The organism is Caballeronia ptereochthonis (genome assembly GCF_001545075.1).
In the GTDB taxonomy this organism is placed as follows: Bacteria; Pseudomonadota; Gammaproteobacteria; order Burkholderiales; family Burkholderiaceae; genus Caballeronia; species Caballeronia ptereochthonis.
The window spans coordinates 56,155-81,464 of sequence record NZ_FCOB02000002.1 but is presented as its reverse complement, the minus strand read 5'-3'; the positions used below and the strand labels follow the sequence as shown (position 1 = coordinate 81,464).

Sequence of the window (25,310 nt, the reverse complement as noted above, 5' to 3'; positions counted from 1 at the left end):
TGAGTTGCGAAACGGCCGGCGAATCAGTACTTCATGACGACGAGACGCGTCTGCGTGAACTCGAGCATGCCGTGCTTGCCGTCGTCGCCGCCGATGCCTGAGCGCTTCCAGCCGGCGTGGAAACCCTGATACGGATCGGCGGGCGTGCGATTGATATAGAGCTCGCCGGCTTCGATCGAATTGGCGACCTTCATCGCCGTCCGATAGTTCTCGGTATAGAGCACCGACGAAAGCCCGAACTGGTGATCGTTCGCCATTGCGAGCGCCTCGTCGATCGTGCCGTACTTGAGCACTGCGAGCACCGGCCCGAAGGTCTCCTCCTGGACGATCTCCATCTCCTGACGGCAGTTCGAGAGCAGCGTCGGCGGATAGAAAAAGCCCTTGCGTTCCGGCACTTCGCCGCCGGTCTCGAGCTTCGCGCCCGCCTCGATCGCGCGGCGGACCATTGCGTGAATGCCGTCGCGCGACGCCTTGTTCACGAGCGGGCCCATATGGCTCGGGTCCTCGTGACGATCGCCGGCCTGCTTCGCCTTCATCTGCGCGCGGAGCATGCCGACGAATTCGTCGTGAACGCTCTCCTGTACATAGACGCGCTCGATCGCCGTGCAAAGCTGCCCGCTGTGCGTGAGCTTCGATGCGACGAGTTCGCGCGCGGCCTTTTGCAGGTCGGCGTCCGGCTCGACGATCGCGGGCGTCTTGCCACCGAGTTCGAGCGACGGTTTCGCGATGTTCGCCTTGCAGTACTCCAGCACCTTGCGGCCCGCGTTGACGCTGCCTGTCAGCGTGATCATGCCGACCAGCGGATGCGTGCAGACCGCTTCGGCCGTGGCGTGATCCATCGCGAGAATGTTGATGACGCCCGCCGGCAGCGCCGCGCGCTCGACGGCGCGCGCCAGTTCGAAGGCCGAGAGCGGCGTGTTGTTGCTCGGGCGCACGACGACCGCATTGCCCGCGATCAGCGCGGGCGCGATCTTGCGCATGAGCGTGTAGATCGGGAAGTTGAACGGGATCAGGCACGCGACGACGCCGATCGGCTCGCGATGCAGCACCAGGTTTTCGTCCGGCGTATCGCTCGGAATGACTTCTCCTTCGATGCGGCGCGCCCATTCCGCGTGATAGCGCGTGATCTGCGCTGCGTAGACGGCCTCGTTGGTCGCGTCGAGGAGACTCTTGCCGGACTCCATCGCGAGCGCGGCGCCGATGTCGGCGGAGGCTTCGACGATGGCGTCGGCGAGCCGCTGCATGTGCGCGCCGCGCTCGACGGCGGGCATCAGGCGCCACCGGCGTTGCGCGGCGGCGGCCTGTTCGACGGCGAGAAGCGCCTGCTCGCGCGACGCGTGGTGAACGTGGCCCGCCACCTCCTCGGTCGCGGGATTCAGGATGGCGGTGACCCCATCGCCGGCGGGCTCGATGAAACGCCCGTTCACGAAATTCCGTTCTGGCTTCATTTCTGGCTGTGTCCTTGATCGCTGTGCGCCGCGCCGCACGACCGTCCGTTCCGCGGCCAGCCGCTGCGACATTGCAGCGCATTTGCGGCTCATTCTTCCGTGCGTCGCGCTGCAACGACAAGCGAAGAATTTTCGGGGCGAACATTCGAAAAACTCACGATTGGTCTTCGACTAAATCCTTTTGCAGTGCCACGTACATGCAGCACAATCCGTCGCTCCCGGTCCCGCCGCGCTCGACGCCTGGGGCTTGTTTAAGAAAAGCAAAAAGACTTGAGACTTTCATGAGAATCAAAGCAATTTCGCTGGCCGCGCTCGCGTGGATCGCTAGTTCCGCTCATGCGCAAAGCAGCGTCACGCTGTACGGCATCCTCGACGAAGGGTTCGATTTCACGAGCAATGTCGGATCGAACCGCGTGTATGAGCTCACGAGCGGATATGCCGCGGGCAGCCACTGGGGCATGCGCGGCGTCGAGGATCTGGGCGGCGGAACCAATGCCGTGTTCCAGCTGGAAAGCGGCGTGAACCTCAGCAACGGCGCGGCAGGACAAGGCGGGCGCATGTTCGGGCGGCAGGCCTATGTCGGCGTGAGCCATGACCGTCTGGGTTCGGTCACGCTCGGTCGTCAGTACGATTCGGTGGTCGACTATCTCGCGCCGACGACGGCCAATGGCAACTGGGCGGGCTATCTCTTCGCGCATCCGTTCGACAACGACAACACGGACAACTCGTTCCGCGTGAACAACACCGTGAAGTACGCGAGCCCTTTGCTCGGCGGGTTCCGGTTCGGCGGCGCGTACAGCTTCAGCAATGACGCGAGCTTCGCGAATAACCGGCAGTACAGCGTCGGAGCGTCGTATGCGAATGGCGGGTTGCTGGTGGGAGCGGCCTATCTTCGCGCGGATGGCACAGGCCTCAACGCGAATGGCGCGGTCGCGACGAACGACGCGAGCTTCATCGCGTCACGCATGCAGATTTTCGGCGCGGGCGTGAATTACACGTTCGGCCGGGCGACTGCGGGGTTTGCGTACACGAATTCGAGCTATCGCGATCCGGTCACAAACGGGTATATCGGCGTGCCGCTCGCGTCGGACGGGAATGCGCTCAAGAACCTGAAGTACCAGAACTTCGAAGTGAACGGGAAATATCAGTTCACGCCCGCGTTCTTCATCGGCGCGCAATACGTGTACTCGATCGAAACCTACGACGCGACAGCCGGCACCGTGAAGCCGCGCATTCACTCGGCCGGGCTGATGGCGGATTACTTCCTGTCGAAGCGCACCGACGTTTATGTGCAGGGGGCGTATCAGAAGATCGCGGGCAAGCCGACCGGCTCGGTGATGGACCAGGCTTTTGTGCCGGGCACGCAGGGGCTGTCGTCGAATTCGGAGCAGTTCGTCGCGCGGGTGGCGCTGAGGCACGCGTTTTGAATCGTCCGGACGATTGAAGAGGGTCCGGCCGAACCGGGCTACGCCGAAGACCAGGGATCTCTGCGCCAAGCCGCTTCCTCCCGATGAGTTCTCATCGGCGTGCGGCGTGCTATCGTCATTACGTCGTGAATCGCTTGCCGCTCGCCGCCATCATGAGTCAAGTCCGCTATCCTCTCGGACCCGACGACCGGGTGCATCTGCTGTGCTGGCTCACCTGCGGTTTCCTCGGCGCGTACTATCTCGACGGCGACTGGCCGGATACGTCGTTTCAGGTGCGCGCGGCGCATCGCTGGCTCGACAGGCATCATCGCACCGCCGACTGGATCGAGACCGCGCGTCTTTCGGTGGCGGCGCAGGCGCTCGCCGCGCGCTTCTCCACCCTGCTCGAGAGCGATTCCACCCGCAGCGACATCGAGCGCATTCTCGAAGACGAGGACCTCGATTACGAAAGCGCGCTGGTTCAGCGCATCTATCACGAGTGCTGGGCCGAGCTGACCAACAGGCGCAAGCCCGCGCGCTGACCGGCTTTCATTTTTCCTTCGCCGCTTTTCGCCGCTTCCGCGCCGTGCGGCGCTCAATTTTCATGCCGCGTCTCGGACGAATGTGAGGAAACACACGTCTGGCGCACAGGGCGCATTGCCAACACACCGGCGCGCTGGATCGACCTGGCCGCTAGCTTCCGATCACCAGGAAAATCTCCCCGACCGGCGCCTTCGACCCGTTCGGCACCACCGCCTTCAGCGGGAACCCATACGTCCCGCGAAAACTGACGAAGCGTCCGACCTGAACGCGCACTCCCGCTCCGACACTCGCAAGCGACGCGTCGTTGACTTCGCCCGCCTCGGGGATGCGATTCCACACGTGTCCCGCGTCGAAGAACACGAACGGCTGCATCGCCGCGATGCCGGCCTTGATGGCCGGCGTGCGCAATTCCGTCTGCAGGTTCCAGCCGCGATCGCCTTGCGCCGCATAGGGCTCGTAGCCGCGCACGGTCGCGTCGCCGCCAAGGCCCAGCTCCTCGCTCGGCAAGAGGGTGTTGCCGGTCCACTGGAAAAGCCCGCGCGCCGATACGGAGAATCCTGACTTGCCGAGCGGCATGTCGCGAGCGGCCGACAACTGCGCGTACTGGTAGCGCGGCTTCGCGCCCAGACGCGCCGCATCGTAGGCTTCGTCGTTGCTGCTGCTGTCGAAGTAGCCGGGGCTCGCGTAGAGCGCCGCGTTCAGATGCGTATCGCCGGATCCATCGCTCTTCGCGAGATCGTAGGCGATGACGAACTGATGGATATGCGTGTTCGCATTGAAAACCTGAAAGCCGCCGAATTCGAGGTCGTTGTTGGAGCGCTTGAAGTCGTAGCCCAACTGCATCTGCTGTTGCCACGCGCCCGCGTGGTCGAGAGGCGGCAGGCGCCAGTCATAGCGGAAGCTGACCTGCGAGCTCAGGCCGGTCTGTCCGTAACTTTCCGGCAGACGCGGCGTGCTCTCGGCGAACACGCCGAACAATTCGATGCGATCGAGCCACGGCAGCGGCGCGACGAGATTGAACGCATGCGCGATGAAGCGCGGACGATCGGGCCGGCCTTCGATATCGGGATTGCCGCTCAGGAGGTCGTTACTCGCGGTCATCTGATAGCCGATGCGCGCATCGATGCCGAACAGATTGCCGTAGTCGAAGCCCGCGAGAATGCGATCGCGACCCAGGTCGCGCACGCCGTCGTTGTTGTAGCCGCCGTAGACGCGGAACGGAAAGCGATCTTCGGTTTGCAGCACGACATCGGTCGTGTTGAGCGCGGTGCCCGGCGCATAGATCACGTCCACGCGGCGATACGGATTCGCGTTGAGCAAGGCGAGACCGGACGCGACATCGGACTCGCGGATCGGCTCGCCGCTCGCGAGCGGCATCTCGCGCTCGAGCAGCGCATCGGAGAAGTATCGATTGCCCTTCGGCACCACGCGACCCGCGCGATACTCGGCGATGGCGAACTTAACGATGCCGCTACTCACGTCCTGCTCGGGCACGTACACATCGACGAGCGGCTGGCCCGCGCCGCGATACCGTTGAACGACCGCACGGCGAATTTCGGCGAGGCGCGCGAAGGTGAGCGGCTTGTGAAGATCGGCGGCGAAACCGTCGAGAAACTCGGGCGTGAGCAACGGGGTATCGGTCGACGTGATCGCGCCGCCGGCGGCGGAGTGCGTCGGAGCCGATGACGGCCCGGTTGCATCCGCACGCGCGAACGCGATGCCGCGCAGATCTCGAATCGCGACGTCCTGCGAGGTATCGGCGGGTTCGGGCGGCTGCGGCAAGGCGCGTGGCCGTTCGGCGGCAGGCGGCGCGACCGGAGCGACGTCCCGGTACGATTGCGCAGCTGCATCGCGCGCATCAACGACGATGACGATCGCAGCCGATATGAGTGTTGTGACGATGCGTGCGCGTGTCAATCACTCAAGCGCGCACGGTGATCATGAAACATGTCTCCTCCGGCGTTTCTTGATTGGTCGGCCTCGCATGGTATCAGTGGTCCGCGTGCCACGCGTGTGCGCGATCGAACGATGAAGCCGGCGCGCTTCCCCGCGGCCCCAGGGCGGCCACATGCAAAAACGGCCGCGATCTTTCGATCGCGGCCGTTTCGCTCTCCAAGCGCGATGCTCAGAAGCGGTGACGCAGACCCACCGTCGCCGCGACCTGATTCTGCGTCGTCGACGGAGACAGCGTGTTGATCATCGCCACATTGGCGCCCGCATTGCCGAGATCACCCGATGCGTGCTGATACACGCCTTCGACGTACACGTCGGTGCGCTTCGACAGCGAGTAATCGGCCTGCAGCGAAACCGTATGCCACTTCGGATCACCCGAGCCGTTCGCGCCCGTCACCTTGCCGTCCGTGTACGTGTACGCGGCGTCGAGGCTGAGCGCCGGCGTCAGCGCATAGCGGCCGTTCAGTTCGAAGTTGTTCAGATGCAGGTTCGTGTTGCCCGGCAGCGCGAACGACGTGCCGCCTTGCGATGCGGCGATGAGGTTGTCGTAGTGCGTGTTCGTCCACACGAAGCCGACCGTCGCGGGGCCGTAGGTGTAGTTCACGCCCGCGCCGAAGGTGCGCTGCAGTTCGGCCGTCAGATTGGCGTTGTTGCTCTGGCCCGCCGAAACCGCGCCGTTCGCGTTCAGATTACGCGAGTTGTTCAACTGCATATAGGCCGCCGCGAAGTTCAGCGGGCCGTTGCCGTACGACGCACCCGCGCTCCACGCGCGATTGTTCGAGAACTCGCCGGCGTCGTTCGAGAAGCCATATAGGCCACCGAACTTGAAGCCCGCGTAATTCACGCTCTGATACTTGACGGAGTTCTTGATCGAGAACGAATGATCGAGATTGTCGTTGTCGAACGGATGCGCGCTCAGGTTATTGCCAAAACCCGCGCCGGCTTCCGAAAACGGCGACAGATAATCGACCATCGAATCATATTGGCGGCCGAGCGTCACCGTGCCGAATTGATCGTGTTGCAAGCCGACATAAGCCTGGCGATTGAACATCGTGTTGCTTTCATTGAAGCGGCCATTATTGAGGTTGAAGCCGCTCTCCAACTTGAAGAGCGCGTGCAACCCGCCGCCGAGATCTTCACTGCCTTTCAGGCCGAAATACGTGTCGGAAACCGAGCCGCTGCCTTGCAGCCAGTTGCTGTGTCCGGCGGAATTGTTCGTGTAGACGAGGCCTGCATCCAGAGTGCCATACAACGTGACGCTGCTTTGTGCCTGAGCCGACGCCGCGAACGTGCCGAGAATACCCGCGATGAGGAGAGTTTTTTTCATGATTCTCTGAGAGTCGTGTTCAATGCGAAAGCTTCCCGGGCTCGACAGTCCGTATTGCCGGCTGCTCGCCCTTAAGAAACTGGGACACACTTTATGCGACGGTCACTTGAATGTGTCCGCGTACCACGCGCAATAATCTTTTGCTGATTCTGCCAACCGGCACGCAAGACCCTTCATATTCTTTTAAGCTCAGACGCTTAGCGCATTTCGCCTGTCGATAACGAAGCGAAAGCTGTTGCGCATGGGCGACGTTATTACTGCGCATTCCGGAGAAGTCCATTGCGCCGGGCGCCGTTTATAGCAGCAGCCAACGTTGCTAAGCTTTTTCAAGTCTACAGATCTCCGAGCAGCTTTTCTGAAGGCACGGGGCGGTTTCGCGAGAGGAGGCCGCTCCGTTTTAATCCGTCATTAATATCGGACTTCGAATTCCTTTGAGTCCGATGTCGAAGCACGCCCGAATAAAGCGCGTGCCTTTTCTGCATTCTCCTCTTATTCATTTAGCAAGCACATTCGCAAAATGGGTCGCCCGGCCGACTCCTTTTTGCGCCTTCATAACGTCGTCCTTGCGATCTGCTTTCTCGTCGAAACGACTCGCATTTAGTTGAGTGCGTGCTGAACGATGAGTCGTTCGAAGCATTACCAAGATGCTTGAAAAGTTTGCGCATCGAATGCGCTCGCATCGCTGGCCACTCCATATCCAGGTGCAGGGATCGCGTTATTTCGCGTACTTCTTACGAAAAAAATGTAACTGCTCCGCAAACGTTTGCGCCGGCGGCTTGCAGCCGAATCGAAGATGCGCGTTTTCATTTTGAAACAACTTGAAGCAAGTTCTAACGCCAAAGAGGTACATCCTTTGCTGTAGTTGTAGCCTCTGAATACCAGCTGGAATATCGACATGAAAACTGGCATCGACGCGACCACCGTCCCTGTCTTTCGACAGCGACGGCCCGCACAACTCGCCGAGCGCGAGCTTCAACATCTGGAAATGATTCTGGCGAACTTCGCCGAACGCAATACCGCCTCCGAACGACTTCCCGCCAAGTATTGGGATATGCGCATCGCTCAACTCGATGCCGAATACGATCTCGTGCCGTCGCAAAGTCAGCGTGTCGCCTCGCTTCAACGCAAACTGGCATCACTCGATTCCGCGCTGGACTCCGCCTCGTCGGCCGCAGACGTTCAGGAAGGACAGCAAAGCCGGCGCGCCGCCGCTTAGCCCGGACCTCAATTTCGCGACGAAGGCGAGGAATCTCGCCGTCGTCCCGCATCACGAAAAATCACGCAGGCTTTTCGAGCCACTCGTCGACTATTGCGCGCGCGGCCGTGTGCGCGCTCATCAGCGCGTCCTCGGCGGAAGCGAAGTTCGAATAGCGTGCATTGCCGATACTGAGCGGAGAGAATGCGGCGACCGGCCTCCCCGACCGACTGATCGTGACCACCGCCAGATAGCGAATGGATGCAGGCTGAGGCACGAGCTGATAGCTCGTTGCGATCGCGACTTCGAGCACGAAGCCCTTATGGTTGTATGACCGTATCATCGCAGCACCCCCGCCATACCCGGACGACGCAAAAGGACGCGCCGTGACCATGCGGCGGGCGTGCGTTCGAAGGCACGCGGCATGTTGGTGCACGGCGGCTGACCGTGCAATAGCATAGGGCGTACCCGTCGCCCGGCGCTGGATGCGCGCGCTATTTCGCGCGGCGAATCGCCATGCGCACGACATTCGCGGCGAGATCGGCGCACAGCTCGGCCCATTTTCCGAGCAACGAGGCGTCATCGGTGAAGAAGTATGGTGTGTGCGTCCATTGCTCGACCTGTCCGTCCGCGACCGCGAGCTCGAAGATACGCAGATCTTCATCGTCGCTTACACCCATGCGAACGAGTTCCCTGAACGAACGGATGTCGTGCACGGACACGTTCTGAATGCCGACGCCGTGCAGCACCGCCATCACCGTCTTGCCGATGCGCCAGGCAGCTTCGCGATTGTCCGCCATAACGAAAGCGACGCCTTCGACAGGCGTCTCGAACTTCATTCGGTACAGGCGAGACTTACATTGTTCACTGAGTTGGGTATTCATCGTGCTCAAGCCTACGCGCTCCGCACAGCGCCCAAGCGACGGCCTGTGCGATGGAGCGAGCGTTATCGTGGAAGCGAAAAAGGATTGCAAAGCGCGAGCCAGGTTTCGCCCTCGTCGCTCGCTTAGAACAGCATATGCAGGAGTTGTTCCCGCTAACGCATGCGGCCGCATGCGTGGACCATCGCACGAAAAGCATCGCATTCGAACGAAAGTCCGCGCACGGAATAAAGAAAGTTTCGTGACGGTGGCGCTATTTTTGACGCTGCGATGACGCCTGGGTTCAGGTACCGACCCCACTTGCTCCGCGGCCGATCAGTAAAGTCGCGCGCCTATATGCGCCTCGCAGCATTTGCATCAATGCCGAAGCATCTCGGCTTTGAAGACGTGCACTCAGTGATTCAGTTCTTCGAGACGCAGCCCGTTGGTCTTCGGTCCGAACACGCCGATCGCGAGCGCGACCATCAACATGCATACCGTGATGCCGGCGAACACGCCCGGCACGCCGAAGTCCTTCAGGAGCGATGCGATGATGAAGCCCGACATCATCGCGCCCGCGCGGCTCGCGGAATACACGATGCCACTTGCACGGCAGCGCACCGACGTCGGAAAGAGCTCGCACTGGTAGGCGTGATAGCACACCGAAATGGTTTGACCCGCGAGCGAGATCAGCACGCCGAGTGCGATGAGCGCCGCGGGCGACTTCATCTGACCGAATGCGAGGCCGCTCGCGATCACGACGAGCGCCCCACCGACGATCAGCCATTTGCGCTGGATTCGGTCGGCATAAAGCATGGCGAGCAGCGGACCGATGGGCAGCGCGAACGCGATGATCAACGAATAGAGCAGGCTCTTCGTCACGGTGATGCCTTGACCGATGAGCAGCGTCGGCACCCAGTTGGCGAAGCCGTAATAGCCGATCGCCTGACAGAAGTTGAAGGCGATCAGCATGAGGAGACGCGAGCGATAAGGCGCGTTGAACAATTCGCCCAGCGACGCGCGCCGATGGGCCGGCTGTTCGACGACGGACGCGGGTGGCGGCAGCGCGGCGCCCGATTCGCGCTCGACCACGCGCTCGATGCCGCTCACGACGCGTTCGCCTTCCTCGACCTTCCTGTGCATCGCGAGCCAGCGCGGACTCTCCGGCACCGCGCGCCGGATGAACCACACGATCACCGCGCCCGCCGATCCCGCGAGCACGACGACACGCCATCCATCGAGACCGAACACGGTTTCCGGCACGAGCCAGTACGAGAGAATCGCTGCAACCGGCGCGGCGGCGAACATCACCATCTGATTGAACGCCATTGCGCGGCCGCGCATATGTTGCGGCACGAGCTCGGTCACGTAGCTGTCGATGGTGATGATCTCCACGCCCACGCCGATGCCCGTCATGAAGCGCCAGAAGATCACGCCTTCCGGCGTGGTCTGGAACGCCATGATCGCCGAGCCGATCGAGTACCACAGCAGCGAGAACGTAAACACGCTGCGGCGTCCGTAGCGATCCGGCAGCCAGCCGAAAAAGAACGTGCCGATGAAGAGCCCCGCGAACGTCGCCGCGATGAACCCCGCGATGCCCGTGAAGCCGAAGAACGCATGCGTGGTCGTCTGCAAGAGGCCGCTCTTCGCCATGCCCGGCGCGATGTAGCCGGTGAAGATCAGATCGTAGATTTCGAAGAAGCCGCCGAGCGAGATGAGAAACACGAGCATCCACAGATGCCGTGTGACCGGCAGTCGATCCATGCGCGCGGATATCTGCGCGCCGGGTGTCGTATCGACGTGCATGTCCGGTGAAGCGAGCGGCTGTGCGACCGCGCCAAAGGTTGGCTGCATTGCTTTGTCTCCTGTGATGCGACTCGTGCGACGGCACTTTTGTCATGGATATGCCTGTCGCGGCTTTTATTCGCACGCTATGCGGCGATGTTCCTTTTCAGGCGTCCCAGCACTTCGTCCGTATGCTCGCCCACGCGCGCGAGCGGCTGCCGCACGCCGGGACGCCGCCCGCCCATCGTGAGCGGAAGCAGCACGACGTCCGTGGTGCCGCCGTCGTCCGTCTGCATCGGCACGAGGCCGCCACTCGCTTTCAGATGCGGATCGTCGAGCAGCTGCTCGGGGCGCACGATCGGCGCGTATGGAATGCCCGCCGCTTCGAGTTTTGGCGCAAGCTCGTCCGCGCGATGATGCGCAAGAATCTCGCCGAGCCGTTGCAGCAGATGCGGCCGCACGGCGACGCGCATCGCATTGGTCGCGAGCTCCGGTTCGCGCGCAAGATCAGGACGCCCGAGCACATCGCACAGCGTGACGAACTGTTTGTCGCTCACCGCGCCGATGAACAACTGCTCGCCTTCGGCCAGCGTGAACACGTCGTACACGCTCCACGCCGACACGCGCGAAGGCATCGGCGGCGGCGCTTCGCGCGTCATTGCGTATTGCTGCATGTGCTGTGCGGAAAGGAACACGCAGTTCTCGAAGAGCGCGCTCTGCACTTCCTGGCCGCGTCCGGTGAGATCGCGCTCGCGCAACGCGGCGAGCACGCCGATGGCCCCGAACATGCCGCCCATGATGTCGTTCACCGACGTCCCCGCGCGCAGCGGCCTGCCCGCCGGACCGGTCATGTAGGCGAGGCCGCCCATCATCTGCACGACTTCGTCGAGTGCGAGACGCTTCTCGTACGGCCCCGGCAGGAAGCCCTTGTGCGAGACATAGATGAGCCGCGGATGCGTCTTCGACAGCGTCTCGTAGCCGAGGCCGAGCTTCGTCATCAAGCCGGGACGGAAGTTTTCGAGCAGCACGTCGCACTCGCCGATCAGCTCGAGCGCGGCTTCGCGGCCCTCCTCCGTATTGATGTCCAGCACGACGCTCTTCTTGTTGCGATTGAACGAGCGAAAGAATCCGATGCCGAGCCCCGGCAGGTTGCGCGTCTTGTCGCCGCCGGGCGGTTCGATCTTGATGACCTCCGCGCCGAGATCCGCGAGGATCATGCCGCAGGTCGGGCCCATCACCATGTGCGTGAACTCGATCACGCGAACGCCTTCCAGCGGCAGGGTTGAATGATTCATGTCGTCCTCAGGCTTCAATTGCAGCATCGTTTTCGTATGTGACGGGCAAGCCCGCGAGCGCGAGTGCGCCGTGCAGCGTCTCACCGTCGAGCCAGTGCGCGAGCTTCGCGCGCAGCGTCAGGAGCGCGCGCACGTCGATGCCCGTTTCGACGCCCATGCCGGCGAGCATGAAAGCCAGATCCTCGCTCGATGCATTGCCGCTCGCACCCGGCGCATGCGGACAGCCGCCGATGCCCGCGAGCGTCGCATCGAAGCGCGCCACGCCGGTCTCGAGCGCGGCGTAGACGTTGGCGAGCGCGAGGCCGCGCGTATCGTGAAAGTGGCCGCACCAGAAGCGCTCGCCCGCGATGTGGCGCGCTTTCTCGAAGAGATCGCGCACGGCGGCGGGACCGGCATACCCAACCGTATCGGCGATGCTCACGCGGTCCGCGCCCGCATCGAGCAGCGCCTGCATGTAGCGCAGCACATCGGCCTGAGCGACGCGGCCCTGAATCGTGCAGCCGAACGCCGTGCCGATGCCGCCTTCGATCAGCGTCGTTGCGCCCGCCGCATCGCGCGCGGCGCGCATGCGTGCCACGTCCGCCACGACTTCTTCCGGCGTCTTGCGCAGATTCGCCAGGCTGTGGGCGCGGCTCGCGGAAAGCGGCACGAGCATCAGGTCGGCGCGCGTCTCGATGGCCCGTTCCGCGCCTTTGAGATTCGGCACGAGCGCGGACACGAAAAGGCCGGGCAGCGTCCTCGCATGCGCGACGAGTTCGGCCGTATCGGCGAGTTGCGGCAACAGGCGCGCGGGCACGAACGAGCCGACCTCGATTTCGCGTTGTCCCGCGGCGTAGGCACCGCTGATCCATTCGATCTTGCGCTCGGTCGGCACGATGCTGCGGATGCTCTGCAAGCCGTCGCGCAGGCCGACCTCGCGGATCACGGCCTTCTGGGGGAACGCGGGCATGGCTTTGTCTCCGTGTCTTTTCTGTGTATGGTCTCGACTTTAGAGATTCCGCAAACGCCCTGAAAGCGGTATTTTGGCACCCCAGTGCTTCCCGTTTGGAATGTCAGATGAATCACGAACCACCATGCGCGATATCGACCTGAAAACCTTGCGTCTCTTCGTGACGGTCTGCGAGCACCAGAACATCGCGCGCGCGGCGCAGGAGTCGCACATCGAGCCTTCGGCGATCAGCAAACGCATCGCGCAGCTGGAGACGTCGCTCGGCGTGCCGCTGCTGTCGCGCTCGCGGCGCGGCGTGGAGCCGACGGCCGCGGGCGTGGCGCTGCTCGAACATGCGCGCAGCGTGCTCTTCACGATGGAGCGCATCGCGCACGATGTCGTGGCATTCGGCGGTGGCCTGATGGGACGCGTCAGCATATGCGCGTCGGCATCGGCGATTGCGGAAGCGCTGCTCGACGATATCGCGTCGTTCATGCGCGAACCCGCCAACAAGAACATCAGGGTCGATGTGGAAGAGCGGCTATCGCACGACCTCGTGCGTCAACTGCGCGACGGCGCGGCGTCTGTCGGCGTGTGCTGGGACAGCGTCGATCTGCGCGGCTTGCAGCACCGCGCTTACCGGCGCGACCGGCTCGCGCTCGCCGTGCCCGCCGATCATCCGTTCGCGCGGCGGCGCTCGGTGAGCTTCGAAGAGACGCTCGACTTCGAGCACGTCGGCTTGCCGCCCGCCACGGCGGTTCATACGATGTTGCAGCGCGCAGCGGCGCAGGCCGGCAAGACGATGTCGTATCGCGTGATCGTATCGAGCTTCGACGCCGCGTTTCGCGTCGTCGCGGCGGGCCTGGGGATCAGCGTCGTGCCGCTGGAAGTGGCGGGAACGTATCGGCAGGCGCTCGGCATCGAGGCGATACCGCTCTCGGACCCGTTTGCGGAACGACGCTTCGTCATCTGTTTCAGGGATTTCGCCGGGTTGCAGCCGGCGGCCCGCCGCTTGGTCGAACATCTGGAAGCGCGTGCCGCGCATTAATGCGGTGCGTCGCAGAACACCGTTGCCGCGTCCTTCTTCTCGACGGTCAGATTGACCGATCGCGCGCCGCCCGGCCGCGTGCAATGCGGCTTGCCCGCGGGGACGGTCAGCAGTTGGCCGGCGCGCAATTCGACGGCGCCATCCGCGAATTCGATGACGAGCGTGCCTTCGACAGCCACGAACGTCTCGTCGGAGTCCGGATGAAAGTGCCATCGGTAAGGCGCGTCCATCACGCTGATGTGGACAACGTGGTCGTTCACGCTCGAGATGACGCGGTTCATGTAGCCGTCGCGCGCTGCATCGGCAATGGCTGCGTAGTCGATGGTTTCAGTCATTTGATTGCGGTTTTTTGACTTCGAGCCATTCAGCCTAGCGCGCCGCGCGATGTCGGACAAACGAACATTTCTAACCTGCATGTGAATGCGATTGCCTAACGATGCGCGGCGACCATGCCCCGACGGAGAAGCGCACGGTTGACCATCACACGCCGCTCCGGATACTCGCCGCATTCGCCCGCCCCATGATCGCCGCGATATTGCCGATGGCGGGCTGCGCGTACGCCACCGGCGGCGCTTCGGGCGGCAGCGGCGCTGGGCCGGAATCCGTCGCGCGCGCATAGACCGGCAGCGGCGGCGCGCTCTGCGCGCTGGATGCGACCGGAAACACGGGACCGCCGAGAATGCCCACGCCGATGAACGGGTGCGCCTGAGCGGCCGTCACCAGGCCGAGGCTCAATTTGGCGGCCAGCACAATATGTCTGATTGCTTTCATTTTTCCGTCTCCTCTTGCAGGTTTGTCGATGGAGGCATTCTGCGATGCGAGAATGAGCGAAGAATGAGCGTGCGTCGGGTCCGAAACCGTCAGGAGATGAAGGCGATCCGATTCGTCGCGTAAACTGTGACGTCGACACGCATTCGACGAACTCTCCATGCACAGCCGACTCACCGCGATCCTCATCGCCCTGTCCGCCGCCGCCCTGTTCGGCGCGACGACGCCGATCGCGAAAGCCCTGCTCGGCGCCATGCCGCCGTTCATGGTGGCGGGTCTGTTCTATCTCGGCAGCGGCATCGGATTGGGCGCGGTCATCGTGTGCCGCAGGCTCGCGCGCGCCGCAAGCGCGGCCGACGGCAGCGGGCTGCGCATGCCCGAGCTTCCCTGGCTCGCGGGCGCCATCGTGGCGGGCGGCGTGGCGGGGCCGGCATTGCTGATGCTCGGACTGGCGAGCACGCCCGCCGCGACGAGTTCGCTGCTGCTCAACCTCGAAGGCGTGCTGACCGCCGCCATTGCGTGGATCGTGTTCCGCGAGAACGTCGACCGGCAGGTGTTGCTCGGCATGGCGGCGATCGTCGCGGGCGGCGTGGTGCTTTCATGGCCAACGGATTCGACCGCCGGAAGCGGCGTGTCGGGCGGCGCGCTTCTGATCGTCCTCGCGTGCGCCTGCTGGGCCATCGACAACAATCTGACGCGCAGGATCTCGACCGCCGACGCGACCGTGATCGCCTGCGCGAAAGGTCTCGCCGCGGGCGCGACGAACCTCGGCATCGCGCTCGCGATGGGCGCGCATCTGCCGGCGCCGCAAGACATCATCGCCGCGATGACGACCGGCTTCGGCGGCTACGGCGTGAGCCTCGTGCTCTTCGTGATCGCGCTGCGTCATCTGGGAACGGCACGCACGGGGGCGTACTTCTCCGTCGCGCCGGTGTTCGGCGTGGCGCTATCGCTCGCGATGTGGCCGCGCGCGCCGGGCGCCGCGTTCTGGATCGCCGCCGGGCTCATGGCGCTGGGCGTCTGGCTGCACGTGCGCGAGCGGCACGAGCATGAGCACACGCACGAGCGGCTGGAACATACGCATCGGCATACGCACGACGAACATCATCGACACGAGCATGCCTTCCCGTATTCCGGCGACGAGCCGCATACGCATCCGCACGTGCATCTTCCGATCACGCATTCGCACGCGCACTTTCCCGACATTCATCACCGGCACCCGCACAAGCCCGGCTAGAACACCTTGCCCGGATTGAGCAGGCCGTTCGGATCGAGCGCCGCCTTGATCGCGCGCATCGATGCGATATCGGCCTCGCGCCGCGCGAGATGGAGATAGTCGCGCTTCTTCACGCCGATGCCGTGCTCCGCCGAAATCGATCCTTCGAACTCGCGCGTGACGTCATAGACGACGCGGTCGACGTCGTCGTGATCCTGCTTGCCCCGGCCGGGTATGTCCACGACGATGTGAATGTTGCCGTCGCCGAGATGCCCGTAGGTCATCACGATCGCCTCGGGCCAGCGCGCGCGCAGACGCGCCTCGCATTGCGCCGCCGCGTCGCCGACCTGCGCGATGGAAAAGCTCACGTCGTACGCCGCGTAGTTCGGGATGAAGCGCTCGTATTCGCCGGGCGCGTCGCGGATCGCCCAGAAATCGCGTGCGTGCGCTTCCGAGGACGCGATCGCCGCATCGCTCACGATGCCCGCTTCGAGCATGCCGCCGAGAAATTCCTCGAACGCTTCGCCGTGCCGCGCGGGATCGGTGCCGACGCTCTCCAGCAGCACGTAGAACGGATGCGGTTCGGCGAGCGGCGCCCGCAGGTTCTTCAGATTGGCGATGACGGTATCGTGATAGCCCGCCCACATCACCTCGAACGCCGACACGCCCGGCGCGAGACTCGCCTGCGCGCGCGTGAGCAGCGTGGTGACGGCGGCGAAATCCGGCAGGCCGCACCATGCGGTAGCGGTTGCCGTGGGCTTCGGGCGCAGCCGCAGCACGACGCGCGTGATGACCGCGAGCGTGCCTTCGCTCCCGATCAGCAGGTGCCGCAAGTCATAGCCGCTGTTGTTCTTGATCATCTTGCTCAGGCCGCCGACGACCTCGCCGCTCGCCAGGACCGCTTCGACGCCGAGCACCTGATCGCGCATCATCCCGTACTTGATGACGCGATTGCCGCCCGCGTTGGTCGCGAGATTGCCGCCGATGGAGCAACTGCCGCGCGCGCCGAGATCGAGCGGAAAGTAGAAGCCCGCCTCGCTCGCCGCTTCCTGAACGACCTGCAGCGGCGTGCCGGCTTCGACGGTCATGGTCGCGGAGACTTCGTCGATTTCGACGATGCGGTTCATCCGCTCGAGACTCAGCGCCACTTCGCCGCCGAGCAGATTCGCGCCGCCGACGAGCCCCGTAAGACCGCCCTGGGTGACGACCGGCTGTTTATGCTTCGAGCAGATCGCGAGCGCCTCCGCGACTTCCTCCGTCGTGCGCGGACGGATGATCGCGAGCGGCGTCGCGCCGGGCACGCCGCTCCAGTCCGCGACGCGCCTGTCGCCGAATTCGTCCGGCAGGGCCACGACCTGCGCGCCGAGCGCTTCACGCAATGCCATTACCGCTTCGCTTGCCGCCATGCGTCGTCTCCGTTGTCTTTCGAGTCGAGTTGAGATGCGATAGTTTGAACCAAAACGCGCGAGAATTATCGATCTGGTTTACGACGCATTCGGGGACGGCGATGGAACGATCAGACTATGAGCAGGCGATTGCCCAGTTGACCGGTGCGGCCGAGCTGGTCGCCTCCGGCGTGACGCAGGAGCAGCGCGCGCAGGCCTTCGAGATGTTGGCGTTCTTTCGACTGCTGCGAGGACGCATCGGCGAATCGGGCGTGCCGGTCATCTCCAACGACGAACTCTTCGAGGACACGGCGATCGCCGCGCTCACGATGGCAGGCCGCAAGGAGTTTCTCGCCGCCGCCGCGCTGCTCGAACAGGCGCGAGGGTTGGTGCACGACGAGGCGTCGCCGTGAGCGGCCCGGCTAGAAGAGCGCCGTCTCCAGGGGCACGAGATTGGCCCACTTCACCGCGGTGCGCCGCTCCACGCCATCGTCATGAATGGACCGTATCATCACGCGCTGACCGCGCGCCTCCCCCAGTACTTCGACGATCCGATTGCGATATCGCGCGAGCGTGCCGCGTGGCGGCTTGCGCTTTCTGCTCCTGCGGGGAGAAACTGCGGACATTGGGGATGACAGCGATTTATGACGGTCACATCATAGCGATGCCGGCCGCTTCCCTCAAATACTCATTCTCTTCACTGCGAACCGCCATACCATGCGTCGAATCACTGTTCGGACATCGCCCGTTCACGGCCGGGGCGTCTTCGCCCTCGCCGATCTTCTCCCGGGTACGCTGCTGCTCGAATACAAAGGCTTGCGTCTGTCGTGGAAGGAGGCGCAGCGCGTCCACGCACGTTCCGCCGCGGAGGACGGCCACACGTTCCTCTTCGGCCTCGACGATGGCAGCGTGATCGACGGCGCGCGCGGCGGCAACTCCGCGCGCTGGCTCAATCACAGCTGCGCGCCGAATTGCGAGGCGGAACAGGACGGCGAACGCGTGTTCATTCGCGCGATCCGGCCGATCGAGACGGGGCAGGAGCTGTTCATCGATTATCGGCTGACGGTCGATGGCCGGCGCACCGCCGCGATCAAGCGGCTCTATGCATGCCGATGTCTCGCGGCGGGTTGCCGCGGAACGATGCTTTCGGGGCGACGCTAGCCTTCGCCCGGTCTCGATCGACATGTTCGAGATGCTCGAGACAGTTGACGTGAAAGCGCTGGTGCAGCCGATAGAAGCGAAAAAGGGAAACAAAAAAGGCCCCGAACGAATCGGGGCGAAAGTTCGAGACCACCTTGCGTAGCGTTGAAGCTACCCGACGAGCATAGGCAGATGCGCCTGCGCTTCCCACCAGTAAAGTCCGAAACGCCGTATCCGGATCGACGTTCGCTGATCGATGCCGTCCTTCAGAAATACAGGCGCGCTGCCGATAACACACGCACGCGTAACTCAGGCATCGCAGCCCACCGACACGATGAACTCCGACCCATCCGAGAGCCCGCTCAAGGCCGCCTTCCTGCGCCACGAAGAAACCCTCGCGCCGCCCGGGCGCGTATTCGGCGAGGACGATCACGCCGTCTACCGGACGCTGCTCGAATCCACCAAGGCGATTCCCTGGAAGATCGACTGGGCGACGATGGAATTCGCCTACATCGGCCCGCAGATCGAGGCGCTGCTCGGCTGGGAGCCATCGTCGTGGAAGACGGCGAACGACTGGGCCGAGCGGATGCATCCCGACGATCGCGAGGCGGTGGTCAACTTCTGCGTCTCGCAGTCCCAGGCGGGCACGGACCACGAAGCGGATTACCGCGCCCTCACGCGCGACGGCGGCTACGTGTGGCTGCGCGATGTCGTGCACGTCGTGCGCAAGGCGAATGGCGAGGTGGAGGCGCTCATCGGCTTCATGTTCGACATCAGCGAACGCAAGCGCACCGAGGAAAAGCTCGCGCAGGTGCAGAAGGAACTGGAGCGCCTGTCGTTCAGCGACAGCCTGACGGGCGTCGGCAACCGGCGCCGCTTCGACGACGTGATGGCGCGCGAGTGGGATGCCGCGAAGGCGTCGGGCAAGCCGCTTTCCCTCGTCATGATCGATATCGACTTCTTCAAGTCGTACAACGATTACTACGGCCACCTGCAAGGCGACGAATGCCTGAAGCGCATCGCGCGCGTGCTCGGCGAGGCGGCCGGCGAGCAGCACTTTCTCGGGCGCTTCGGCGGCGAGGAATTCGCGCTGATTCTCGCCGATACCGATGCCGAAGCCGCCCTGCGCACCGCGGAGCGTTGCCGCATGCTGATCGCCGATGAGGCGATCGCGCACCTGCGCTCGCCGCACAATCAGCGCGTGACGGCCAGCTTCGGCGTCGGCACTGTCGTGCCGGGCGAGCGCATCGACGTGACGACTTTCATCAATCTGACCGACGCGCAGCTCTATCAGGCGAAGGACCACGGCCGCAACCGCATCGCGGCCGTGGATCGCGCGGGCATGCAGGGCGAAGGCTTCAAGGCGCAATCGCGCTGATTGCGCGTCGGGGAAACGTTCGCTTCAGACGCGCCCGGTCACCGGAATCGCCGCGCCCGTGATGCACTGCGCCTCGGGCGAAAGCAGGAAGGCGATCACCGCGCCGAGCTCCTCCGGCTTCACCCAGCGGGAGAAATCCGCGTCGGGCATGTCGCGGCGATTCGGCGCGGTATCGATGATCGACGGCAACACCGCGTTCACCGTCACGCCACGGTCCTTGAGTTCTTCGGCGAGCGCTTCAGTCAGGCGCAGGAGCGCGGCCTTCGATGCCGCGTAGGCGCCCATTCCCATCCCCGCTTTCATCGCGGCCAGCGCGCCGATGTTGACGATGCGCCCGCCCTCGCCCGCGCTCAACTGCGCGAGCGCCGCCTTCGATGCGTTGAGCGCGGTCTTCACGTTGACGTCGAACATCGACTGCCAGGTGTCGACGCTGCCGTCCGCGACCGTCTCCCAGCTGAACGCGCCCGCCACGTTCACGAGCGCGTTCAGTCCGCCGGTCTGCTTCACGATGGTGTCGACGGCGTTGCGCGCCGCCTGCGCATCCGTCAGATCGATGCCGGTCACGACGAACGCATCGGCGAGCGGCGCGGGCAAGGCCTCCGCTCTGTCGCTTCGGCCGATGAGCGCGATGCGCGCGCCGCGTTTGGCGAGCACGCGCGCCGTCGCGAGTCCCAGACTGCCGAAGCCGCCCGTGATGGCGACGATCCTTCCTTCCAGGCTGTTCATTGCGTTGTCGCTCCGTTCAATGGCGCCAGAAGAAGCATAGGACGGAATGTGCGTCGCCGCGCGTGCGCTGCTCAGAAGTACAGCTCGGCGGGATTGTCGGCGAGGATTTTGCGCAGCGTGGCTTCGCTGTCGACGCAGCGCGCCATCCAGTCGAGCATGCCGGTATCGTCCGGCGTCGGCTTCACGTTCGGATGCGGCCAGTTCGACGCCCACAGCGAACGCTCCGGATAGCGCGCGGCGAGCTTGCGCACGAGCGGCGCGATGTCGTCGTACGAAGGCGGCCCGACGCGCGAACTCTCGTAAGGCGCGGACAGCTTGATCCAGCAGCGCGGCCCGTCGAGCAAGCGGCACAGCGCGGCGAAGGCGTCGCTCCGCGTCGTCACCGTTCCAAGGAATTTGCCGATGTGATCGATCACGAGCTTCGCGGGCAGACGCGCAAGCATCGCTTCATGCTGTGGCAGCGTGCGACCGTCGAGTTGAAGATTGATGTTCCAGCCGAGCGGCGCGATGCGCGCGGCCATGCCGCTCAGGCTGTCCCACTGCAGAAGCCCGCCCGGCAGCATCATGTAACGCACGCCGCGCACGCCCGCTTGGTGCAGGCGTTGCAGCTCGGCATCGCTCGCGTCCGGCGGCACGACCGCGATGCCGCGCGCGCCCTCGCCCAGCCGCTCGATCGCGGCGAGCGTGCAGTCGTTGTCGAAGCCGTAGCCCGTGGGCTGGACGACGATCACGCGCGAGAAGCCCAGCGCGCGCTGCACTTCGCGATAGGCATCGGCGGGCGCGGGCGGCGGGACGAAGGTCGCGCTCGGCGCGAGCGGAAAACCTTTCTCATAGACGTGGATGTGGCAATCGCACGCGCCGGCCGGCATGGTCGATTTCGCGACGCTCATTGCGCGTGACTCGACAGCGTGTGCGCGGCGGCATCGAATCGGGCGAGCCGGAGCGCGTGCGGCGCGTTCACCGCGCCCGGCGGAATGCGCCCCTGAAAGAGCGCTTCGGTCTGCGCGACGGTTTCCATCGACTGATGCTCGATCGCCGCGGGCGTCAGGCCGCCGACATGCGGCGTCGCGATCACGCGCGGATGCAGCGCGAGCGCGGGCGACGGCATCTGATCCGGCGCGCGTCCCACGTCCAGCGCGCAGCCGGCGAGATGTCCGCGATCGAGCGCATCGAGCAGCGCGGCGTCGTCGACGAGCTCGCCGCGCGCCGCGTTGATGAAATACGCACCCGGCTTCATCGCCTCGAAGGCGCTCGCGTTCATCAGGTTGTGTGTCTTCGCGTTTGCAGGCGCGAGGCAGACGACGAAGTCCGATTCGGCCAGAAGCGTATCGAGCCCGCTCTGACGCACGCGGCCGTCTTTGACCTCGGCGAATGGATCGGAGACGATGACGCGCATGCCGAAGGCCAGCGCCAGATCGCACAGACAGCGCGATATCTGCCCGTAGCCGATCACCCCGAGCGTGCTGCCGCGCAACTGGCGGCCCATCCTCGGCGCGGGCGCGCCGCGCTGGTGATAGGCCTCGGCGTAGAAGGTCGTGAAGCGGCCAAGGTCCAGCATCGCGCCGATCACCCATTCGGCCACCGCCGGCACGAAGCCCGCGCTCGCCTGCGTCACCAGAACGCCGTGCTCGCTCGCGGCATCGACGTCCACGGTGCGGATGTCCACCGCGCAGCGCACGAACGCGGCGAGATTCGGCAGCGCGGCGAAGAGCGCGCGCGGCGCGGGCGTCTGCCGGTAGCCGATGATCGCGTCGGCGTCGCGCGCCGCGATCGCCAGTTCGTCCGTCGTCAGTTCGCGGCACTCGGTGTTGAACGTGACGTCGGCGATCGCCTTGAGCGCGTCGGCCGCGCGCGCGCCGAAGTAATGTTCCAGCATGTGCCGGGGATGGCTGACGAATACCTTGTTCATGTCCTTGTCCTGGATTGCTTTGCCTGTGCCGGACGTGCATCGCCCGGCGGTGCGACGGATTCGCGCTCGACGAGCGTGATTTCCGTGAACAGCGCCTGCTCCGAATCGGGCATCGGTTCGTCGTTCTGACGCATCACGCGTTCCACCATCGCGGCAGCCATCGCCGGAACGGGAAGCTGCACGGTCGTGAGCGCCGGATTCGAGATCGCGGCGAGAAAATGCCCGTCCATGCCGACGACCGACACATCCTCCGGCACGCGCAGGCCTGATTCGCGCAAGCCCGCCATCAGGCCGAGCGCCATCAGATCGTTCACCGCGACGATGCCGGTCGGCCGTTCCGCGTCGCCCGCGAGCTGCCGCGCGAGCGCGCGTCCGTTTTCGGCGATCATCGAATCGCCGTATTCGTTCACCGGGCCGCTGTCGAGCACGCGTGCGCTTTGCGACAAACCCGCTTCCTCCGCCGCCGCGAGAAAACCGCGAATCTTGTCGCGACGCGAGAGCGTCATGCCCGCGAGCGTCGCGTAGCCGAGCCGCGTATGGCCGCGCGCAATCAGATGCCGCGTCGCGAGGCGCGCGGCCTCGAAATTGTCCGGCGTGACGTGATCGATGCGCGTCGTTTCGCCTTCGTTCGCGCGCCGGTCGTAGCTCACGACGACCATGCCGCGCTCGGCGGCGGTTTCCAGATGACGCTCATCCGCGAGCGACGAAATCACGATCACGCGCCGCACGCCGTGCGAGAGCAGATCCTCGAAGAACGACGCCTCCTTCGCCGGATCGCGATACGTATTGCCGATCAGCACGCGATAGCCATAGCGCTCCTGCGCGTAAGTCTCGACCTCGCGGGCGATATAGCCGTACATCGGATTCGCGATCGACGGCACGAGCAGCCCGACGAGCGGCGTCTGCCCGGTCTTCAGCTGGCGCGCGAGCGTGCTCGGGCGGTACTGCAGCGCGCTCATCGCGGCCTGCACGCGCGCCAGGGTTTCCTGGCGCATCTGGTCCGTGCGGCCGTTGAGCACGTTCGAAACGGTGCTGACGGAAACGCCGGCGTGGCGGGCGACGTCCTGAATGGTGCTCATAACGGGGTTCTACTGCCGGCTACAGGCCGAGCCGGGTCGGCAGCCACAGGGAAAACGATGGCACCAGAATGAGTACCACAAGCGCGATGCACAGCACCACCAGATATTTCAGCATCGGGCGCGCGACGGCTTTCATGTCGGTGCCCGTGATCGCGCAGGTCGCGAACAATCCGAGGCCGACGGGCGGCGCGAACAGCCCGAGCCCCATCGCGACGACGATCACCGTGCCGAAGTGCAGCGGATTGATGCCGAGCTGCGTCGCGATCGGCGTGAGGAGCGGCCCGAAGATGATCAGCGCGGGCGCGCCTTCGAGCACCGCGCCGAACACGATCATGATGAGCACGGAGAGCAGCAGGAACATCGTCGGGCCGTACTGGTGTGCAAACGCGATCATCGTGTCGGAGACGAGCGCGGGAATCTGCTCGATGGTCAGCGCGAACGAGACGCTCGACGCCGCCGCGACGATGAAGAGGATGCTGCTCGCCATCGACGCCGAGCGCACGAACACGCGGGCGACCGACTTCGGCGTAAGCTCCCGGAACGCGAGCCAGCCGACCACGAGCGCGTAGACGACGGCGAACGCGGACACTTCCGTCGAGGTCGCGATGCCCGAGGTCACGCCTTTGCCGATCATCGTGATCATCACGAGCGCGACGAGCGCGCCGCCGAGCAGCGGCAGCCAGGCGCGCGGATTCGTCAGCGCGCTGGCGATATCGATGCGCTTGCCGAAGATCACCGCGACGATCGCGAGCGCGATGGCCAGCACCGCCGCCGGCACGACGCCCGCGAGAAACAGCCCGGCAATCGAAATGTTCGCGACGAAACCCATGATGATCATGTTCACGCACGGCGGAATGGTTTCGGCCATCACCGCACTGCACGCGAGCAGCGCCGCCGCTTCGTTCGGGTCCTGCTTGCTCTGGCGCACGGCGGGCATCACGACGCCGCCCACTGCCGCGATATCCGCGAGCTTCGAGCCGGAGACGCCGGAGAAGAATGCCGTCGCCATGATGGTGATGAGGCCGAGGCCGCCGCGCACGCGTCCGAACAGGCGCAGCAGGAGTTCGATCAGCCGCGACGACATGCCGTTGGTTTCCATCAGGAGCCCGGCGAGCACGAAGAACGGAATCGCGAGCAGCACGAAGTGGTCGGTGCCCGCCATCACTTGCTGCGAGTAGACGAGCATCGGCAGGGACGGCTCCGCGAGGAAATACAGCAGCGCCGAGAACGCGAGCACGAAGCCGATCGGCACGCCGAGCACCAGACCGGCGACGAAGCCCGTCACGAGCAAAAAGCCCGGCTTCGCGGCATGCGCGGGAACGAGGGCGTTCCACGCGAAGAGCGCAGCGGCGAGCAGCACGCAGCCGATCAGCGTGCCGACGACGGTCTTGCGATGTCCGTTGAGCGCGTTGGCGAGCGCGAATACCGTCATGAACACGCTGCCCGCGACGAGCGGATACACGTTGATCCACGCGGGCAGGCCGCTCGGCGTCATCTGGCCGTAGGAGTCGACGAGCAGCAGGCAAGACGACACGCACAGGTTGCCCGCGACGCCCGCGATGATCCAGTGTCCCGCGTGCACCAGCGCCGGCTGCCAGCGCTTCGGCAACGCGCCGCGAAACAGGTCGATGCCGACGTGCTGGCTGCGTCCGAGCACCGTCGCCGCGCCGAAGAACACGAGCACGATCATCAGCGCGCGGGCGACTTCCTCTGCCCAGTCGACCGGATCGTGCAGGAAGTAGCGATAGACGACGGACACGAACACCACGATCACATCGGCCGCGAGCACGGCCGCGCACAGATATTCGATCCACTGCATGAGGGCGGCCAGGCCGCGCGCGAGCGCGGTCTCCCGGCCAAAGCCCGGCGCGGCGGCGAGCTGCGCTTCCGGTCCGGGCGTCGCGGAATAGGTGGTCATGGC

At 64.6% G+C, this 25,310-nt stretch carries 25 protein-coding genes; 8 read left to right on the top strand and 17 right to left on the bottom strand.

What is annotated here, in order from left to right:
- Positions 1-23 precede the first annotated feature (23 nt).
- On the bottom strand, positions 24-1,448 hold the full coding sequence (aldA, locus tag AWB83_RS02345; protein ID WP_087042644.1) for an aldehyde dehydrogenase: 1,425 nt from the start codon (positions 1,446-1,448) through the stop codon (positions 24-26).
- A 281-nt stretch (positions 1,449-1,729) separates the two neighbouring features.
- Between aldA and AWB83_RS02340 the strand changes: the two genes are divergently transcribed.
- A complete protein-coding gene (locus AWB83_RS02340) occupies positions 1,730-2,875 on the top strand; it encodes a porin (protein ID WP_087042643.1) in 1,146 nt (381 codons plus the stop codon).
- Between the two features lie 83 nt (positions 2,876-2,958).
- Positions 2,959-3,396 (top strand): hypothetical protein, encoded by a 438-nt coding sequence (locus tag AWB83_RS02335; protein ID WP_374729043.1) that lies wholly within the window; start codon positions 2,959-2,961, stop codon positions 3,394-3,396.
- Between the two features lie 151 nt (positions 3,397-3,547).
- On the opposite strand, the gene AWB83_RS02330 is transcribed toward AWB83_RS02335, so the two are convergent.
- Both AWB83_RS02330 and AWB83_RS02325 read right to left on the bottom strand, forming a co-directional pair.
- A complete protein-coding gene (locus AWB83_RS02330) occupies positions 3,548-5,314 on the bottom strand; it encodes a ShlB/FhaC/HecB family hemolysin secretion/activation protein (protein ID WP_087042642.1) in 1,767 nt (588 codons plus the stop codon).
- Positions 5,315-5,522: 208 nt separating this feature from the next.
- The gene (locus tag AWB83_RS02325; protein WP_087042641.1) at positions 5,523-6,677 is read right to left on the bottom strand and encodes a porin; all 1,155 of its coding nucleotides are present in this window, start codon (positions 6,675-6,677) and stop codon (positions 5,523-5,525) included.
- Positions 6,678-7,572: 895 nt separating this feature from the next.
- Here AWB83_RS02325 and AWB83_RS02320 point away from each other — a divergent pair.
- The gene (locus tag AWB83_RS02320; RefSeq protein ID WP_087042640.1) at positions 7,573-7,893 is read left to right on the top strand and encodes a hypothetical protein; all 321 of its coding nucleotides are present in this window, start codon (positions 7,573-7,575) and stop codon (positions 7,891-7,893) included.
- 61 nt (positions 7,894-7,954) lie between these two features.
- Here AWB83_RS02320 and AWB83_RS02315 read toward each other — a convergent pair whose 3' ends face one another.
- From AWB83_RS02315 to AWB83_RS02295, 5 genes are all read right to left on the bottom strand, one after another.
- Positions 7,955-8,215 (bottom strand): hypothetical protein, encoded by a 261-nt coding sequence (locus AWB83_RS02315; protein ID WP_087042844.1) that lies wholly within the window; start codon positions 8,213-8,215, stop codon positions 7,955-7,957.
- A 151-nt stretch (positions 8,216-8,366) separates the two neighbouring features.
- Positions 8,367-8,672 carry a hypothetical protein gene (locus AWB83_RS02310; RefSeq protein WP_244197538.1) on the bottom strand — a complete coding sequence of 102 codons (306 nt, stop codon included), beginning with the start codon at positions 8,670-8,672 and terminating at the stop codon, positions 8,367-8,369.
- A gap of 474 nt (positions 8,673-9,146) precedes the next feature.
- A complete protein-coding gene (locus AWB83_RS02305) occupies positions 9,147-10,586 on the bottom strand; it encodes an MFS transporter (protein ID WP_087042639.1) in 1,440 nt (479 codons plus the stop codon).
- 77 nt (positions 10,587-10,663) lie between these two features.
- On the bottom strand, positions 10,664-11,812 hold the full coding sequence (locus AWB83_RS02300; RefSeq protein WP_087042638.1) for a CaiB/BaiF CoA transferase family protein: 1,149 nt from the start codon (positions 11,810-11,812) through the stop codon (positions 10,664-10,666).
- Between the two features lie 7 nt (positions 11,813-11,819).
- Positions 11,820-12,761, bottom strand: coding sequence for a hydroxymethylglutaryl-CoA lyase (locus tag AWB83_RS02295; RefSeq protein ID WP_087042637.1), 942 nt, complete (start codon positions 12,759-12,761; stop codon positions 11,820-11,822).
- A 124-nt stretch (positions 12,762-12,885) separates the two neighbouring features.
- Here AWB83_RS02295 and AWB83_RS02290 point away from each other — a divergent pair, with 124 nt between their 5' ends.
- On the top strand, positions 12,886-13,788 hold the full coding sequence (locus AWB83_RS02290) for a LysR family transcriptional regulator (RefSeq protein ID WP_087042636.1): 903 nt from the start codon (positions 12,886-12,888) through the stop codon (positions 13,786-13,788).
- Here AWB83_RS02290 and AWB83_RS02285 read toward each other — a convergent pair.
- Positions 13,785-14,123 (bottom strand): cupin domain-containing protein, encoded by a 339-nt coding sequence (locus AWB83_RS02285; RefSeq protein ID WP_087042635.1) that lies wholly within the window; start codon positions 14,121-14,123, stop codon positions 13,785-13,787. The two genes, AWB83_RS02290 and AWB83_RS02285, sit on opposite strands and share 4 nt — an antisense overlap.
- A 145-nt stretch (positions 14,124-14,268) precedes the next feature.
- On the bottom strand, positions 14,269-14,559 hold the full coding sequence (locus AWB83_RS02280; protein WP_087042634.1) for a hypothetical protein: 291 nt from the start codon (positions 14,557-14,559) through the stop codon (positions 14,269-14,271).
- A 157-nt stretch (positions 14,560-14,716) separates the two neighbouring features.
- Between AWB83_RS02280 and AWB83_RS02275 the strand changes: the two genes are divergently transcribed.
- Positions 14,717-15,793 (top strand): DMT family transporter, encoded by a 1,077-nt coding sequence (locus AWB83_RS02275; RefSeq protein WP_087042633.1) that lies wholly within the window; start codon positions 14,717-14,719, stop codon positions 15,791-15,793.
- On the opposite strand, the gene AWB83_RS02270 is transcribed toward AWB83_RS02275, so the two are convergent.
- Entirely contained in the window at positions 15,790-17,178 is a 1,389-nt protein-coding gene (locus tag AWB83_RS02270; RefSeq protein ID WP_087042632.1) for an FAD-binding oxidoreductase, read from the bottom strand. The genes AWB83_RS02275 and AWB83_RS02270 overlap by 4 nt on opposite strands.
- 101 nt (positions 17,179-17,279) lie before the next feature.
- Here AWB83_RS02270 and AWB83_RS02265 point away from each other — a divergent pair, with 101 nt between their 5' ends.
- Complete coding sequence (locus AWB83_RS02265) at positions 17,280-17,570, top strand: hypothetical protein (protein WP_087042631.1); 291 nt, start codon at positions 17,280-17,282, stop codon at positions 17,568-17,570.
- A 9-nt stretch (positions 17,571-17,579) separates the two neighbouring features.
- On the opposite strand, the gene AWB83_RS02260 is transcribed toward AWB83_RS02265, so the two are convergent.
- On the bottom strand, positions 17,580-17,783 hold the full coding sequence (locus AWB83_RS02260) for a hypothetical protein (protein ID WP_087042630.1): 204 nt from the start codon (positions 17,781-17,783) through the stop codon (positions 17,580-17,582).
- Between the two features lie 91 nt (positions 17,784-17,874).
- On the opposite strand from AWB83_RS02260, the gene AWB83_RS02255 reads away from it, so the two are divergent.
- Positions 17,875-18,318, top strand: a complete 444-nt coding sequence (locus AWB83_RS02255) for an SET domain-containing protein (RefSeq protein ID WP_087042629.1) — start codon at positions 17,875-17,877, stop codon at positions 18,316-18,318.
- A gap of 313 nt (positions 18,319-18,631) precedes the next feature.
- The gene (locus AWB83_RS02250) at positions 18,632-19,675 is read left to right on the top strand and encodes a sensor domain-containing diguanylate cyclase (RefSeq protein ID WP_087042628.1); all 1,044 of its coding nucleotides are present in this window, start codon (positions 18,632-18,634) and stop codon (positions 19,673-19,675) included.
- Between the two features lie 24 nt (positions 19,676-19,699).
- Here the strand turns inward: AWB83_RS02250 and AWB83_RS02245 are convergent, their stop codons facing one another.
- From AWB83_RS02245 to AWB83_RS02225, 5 genes are all read right to left on the bottom strand, one after another.
- Positions 19,700-20,401: an SDR family NAD(P)-dependent oxidoreductase gene (locus AWB83_RS02245; RefSeq protein ID WP_087042627.1), complete on the bottom strand. Its 702-nt coding sequence runs from the start codon at positions 20,399-20,401 to the stop codon at positions 19,700-19,702.
- A gap of 71 nt (positions 20,402-20,472) precedes the next feature.
- Positions 20,473-21,291, bottom strand: coding sequence for an amidohydrolase family protein (locus AWB83_RS02240; RefSeq protein ID WP_244197537.1), 819 nt, complete (start codon positions 21,289-21,291; stop codon positions 20,473-20,475).
- Positions 21,288-22,310: an NAD(P)-dependent oxidoreductase gene (locus AWB83_RS02235; RefSeq protein ID WP_087042626.1), complete on the bottom strand. Its 1,023-nt coding sequence runs from the start codon at positions 22,308-22,310 to the stop codon at positions 21,288-21,290. Before AWB83_RS02235 ends, AWB83_RS02240 begins: the two co-directional genes overlap by 4 nt.
- Positions 22,307-23,389, bottom strand: coding sequence for a LacI family DNA-binding transcriptional regulator (locus tag AWB83_RS02230; protein ID WP_087042625.1), 1,083 nt, complete (start codon positions 23,387-23,389; stop codon positions 22,307-22,309). Before AWB83_RS02230 ends, AWB83_RS02235 begins: the two co-directional genes overlap by 4 nt.
- A 19-nt stretch (positions 23,390-23,408) precedes the next feature.
- Positions 23,409-25,307 (bottom strand): TRAP transporter large permease, encoded by a 1,899-nt coding sequence (locus tag AWB83_RS02225; RefSeq protein WP_087042624.1) that lies wholly within the window; start codon positions 25,305-25,307, stop codon positions 23,409-23,411.
- Between the last annotated feature and the right edge of the window lie 3 nt (positions 25,308-25,310).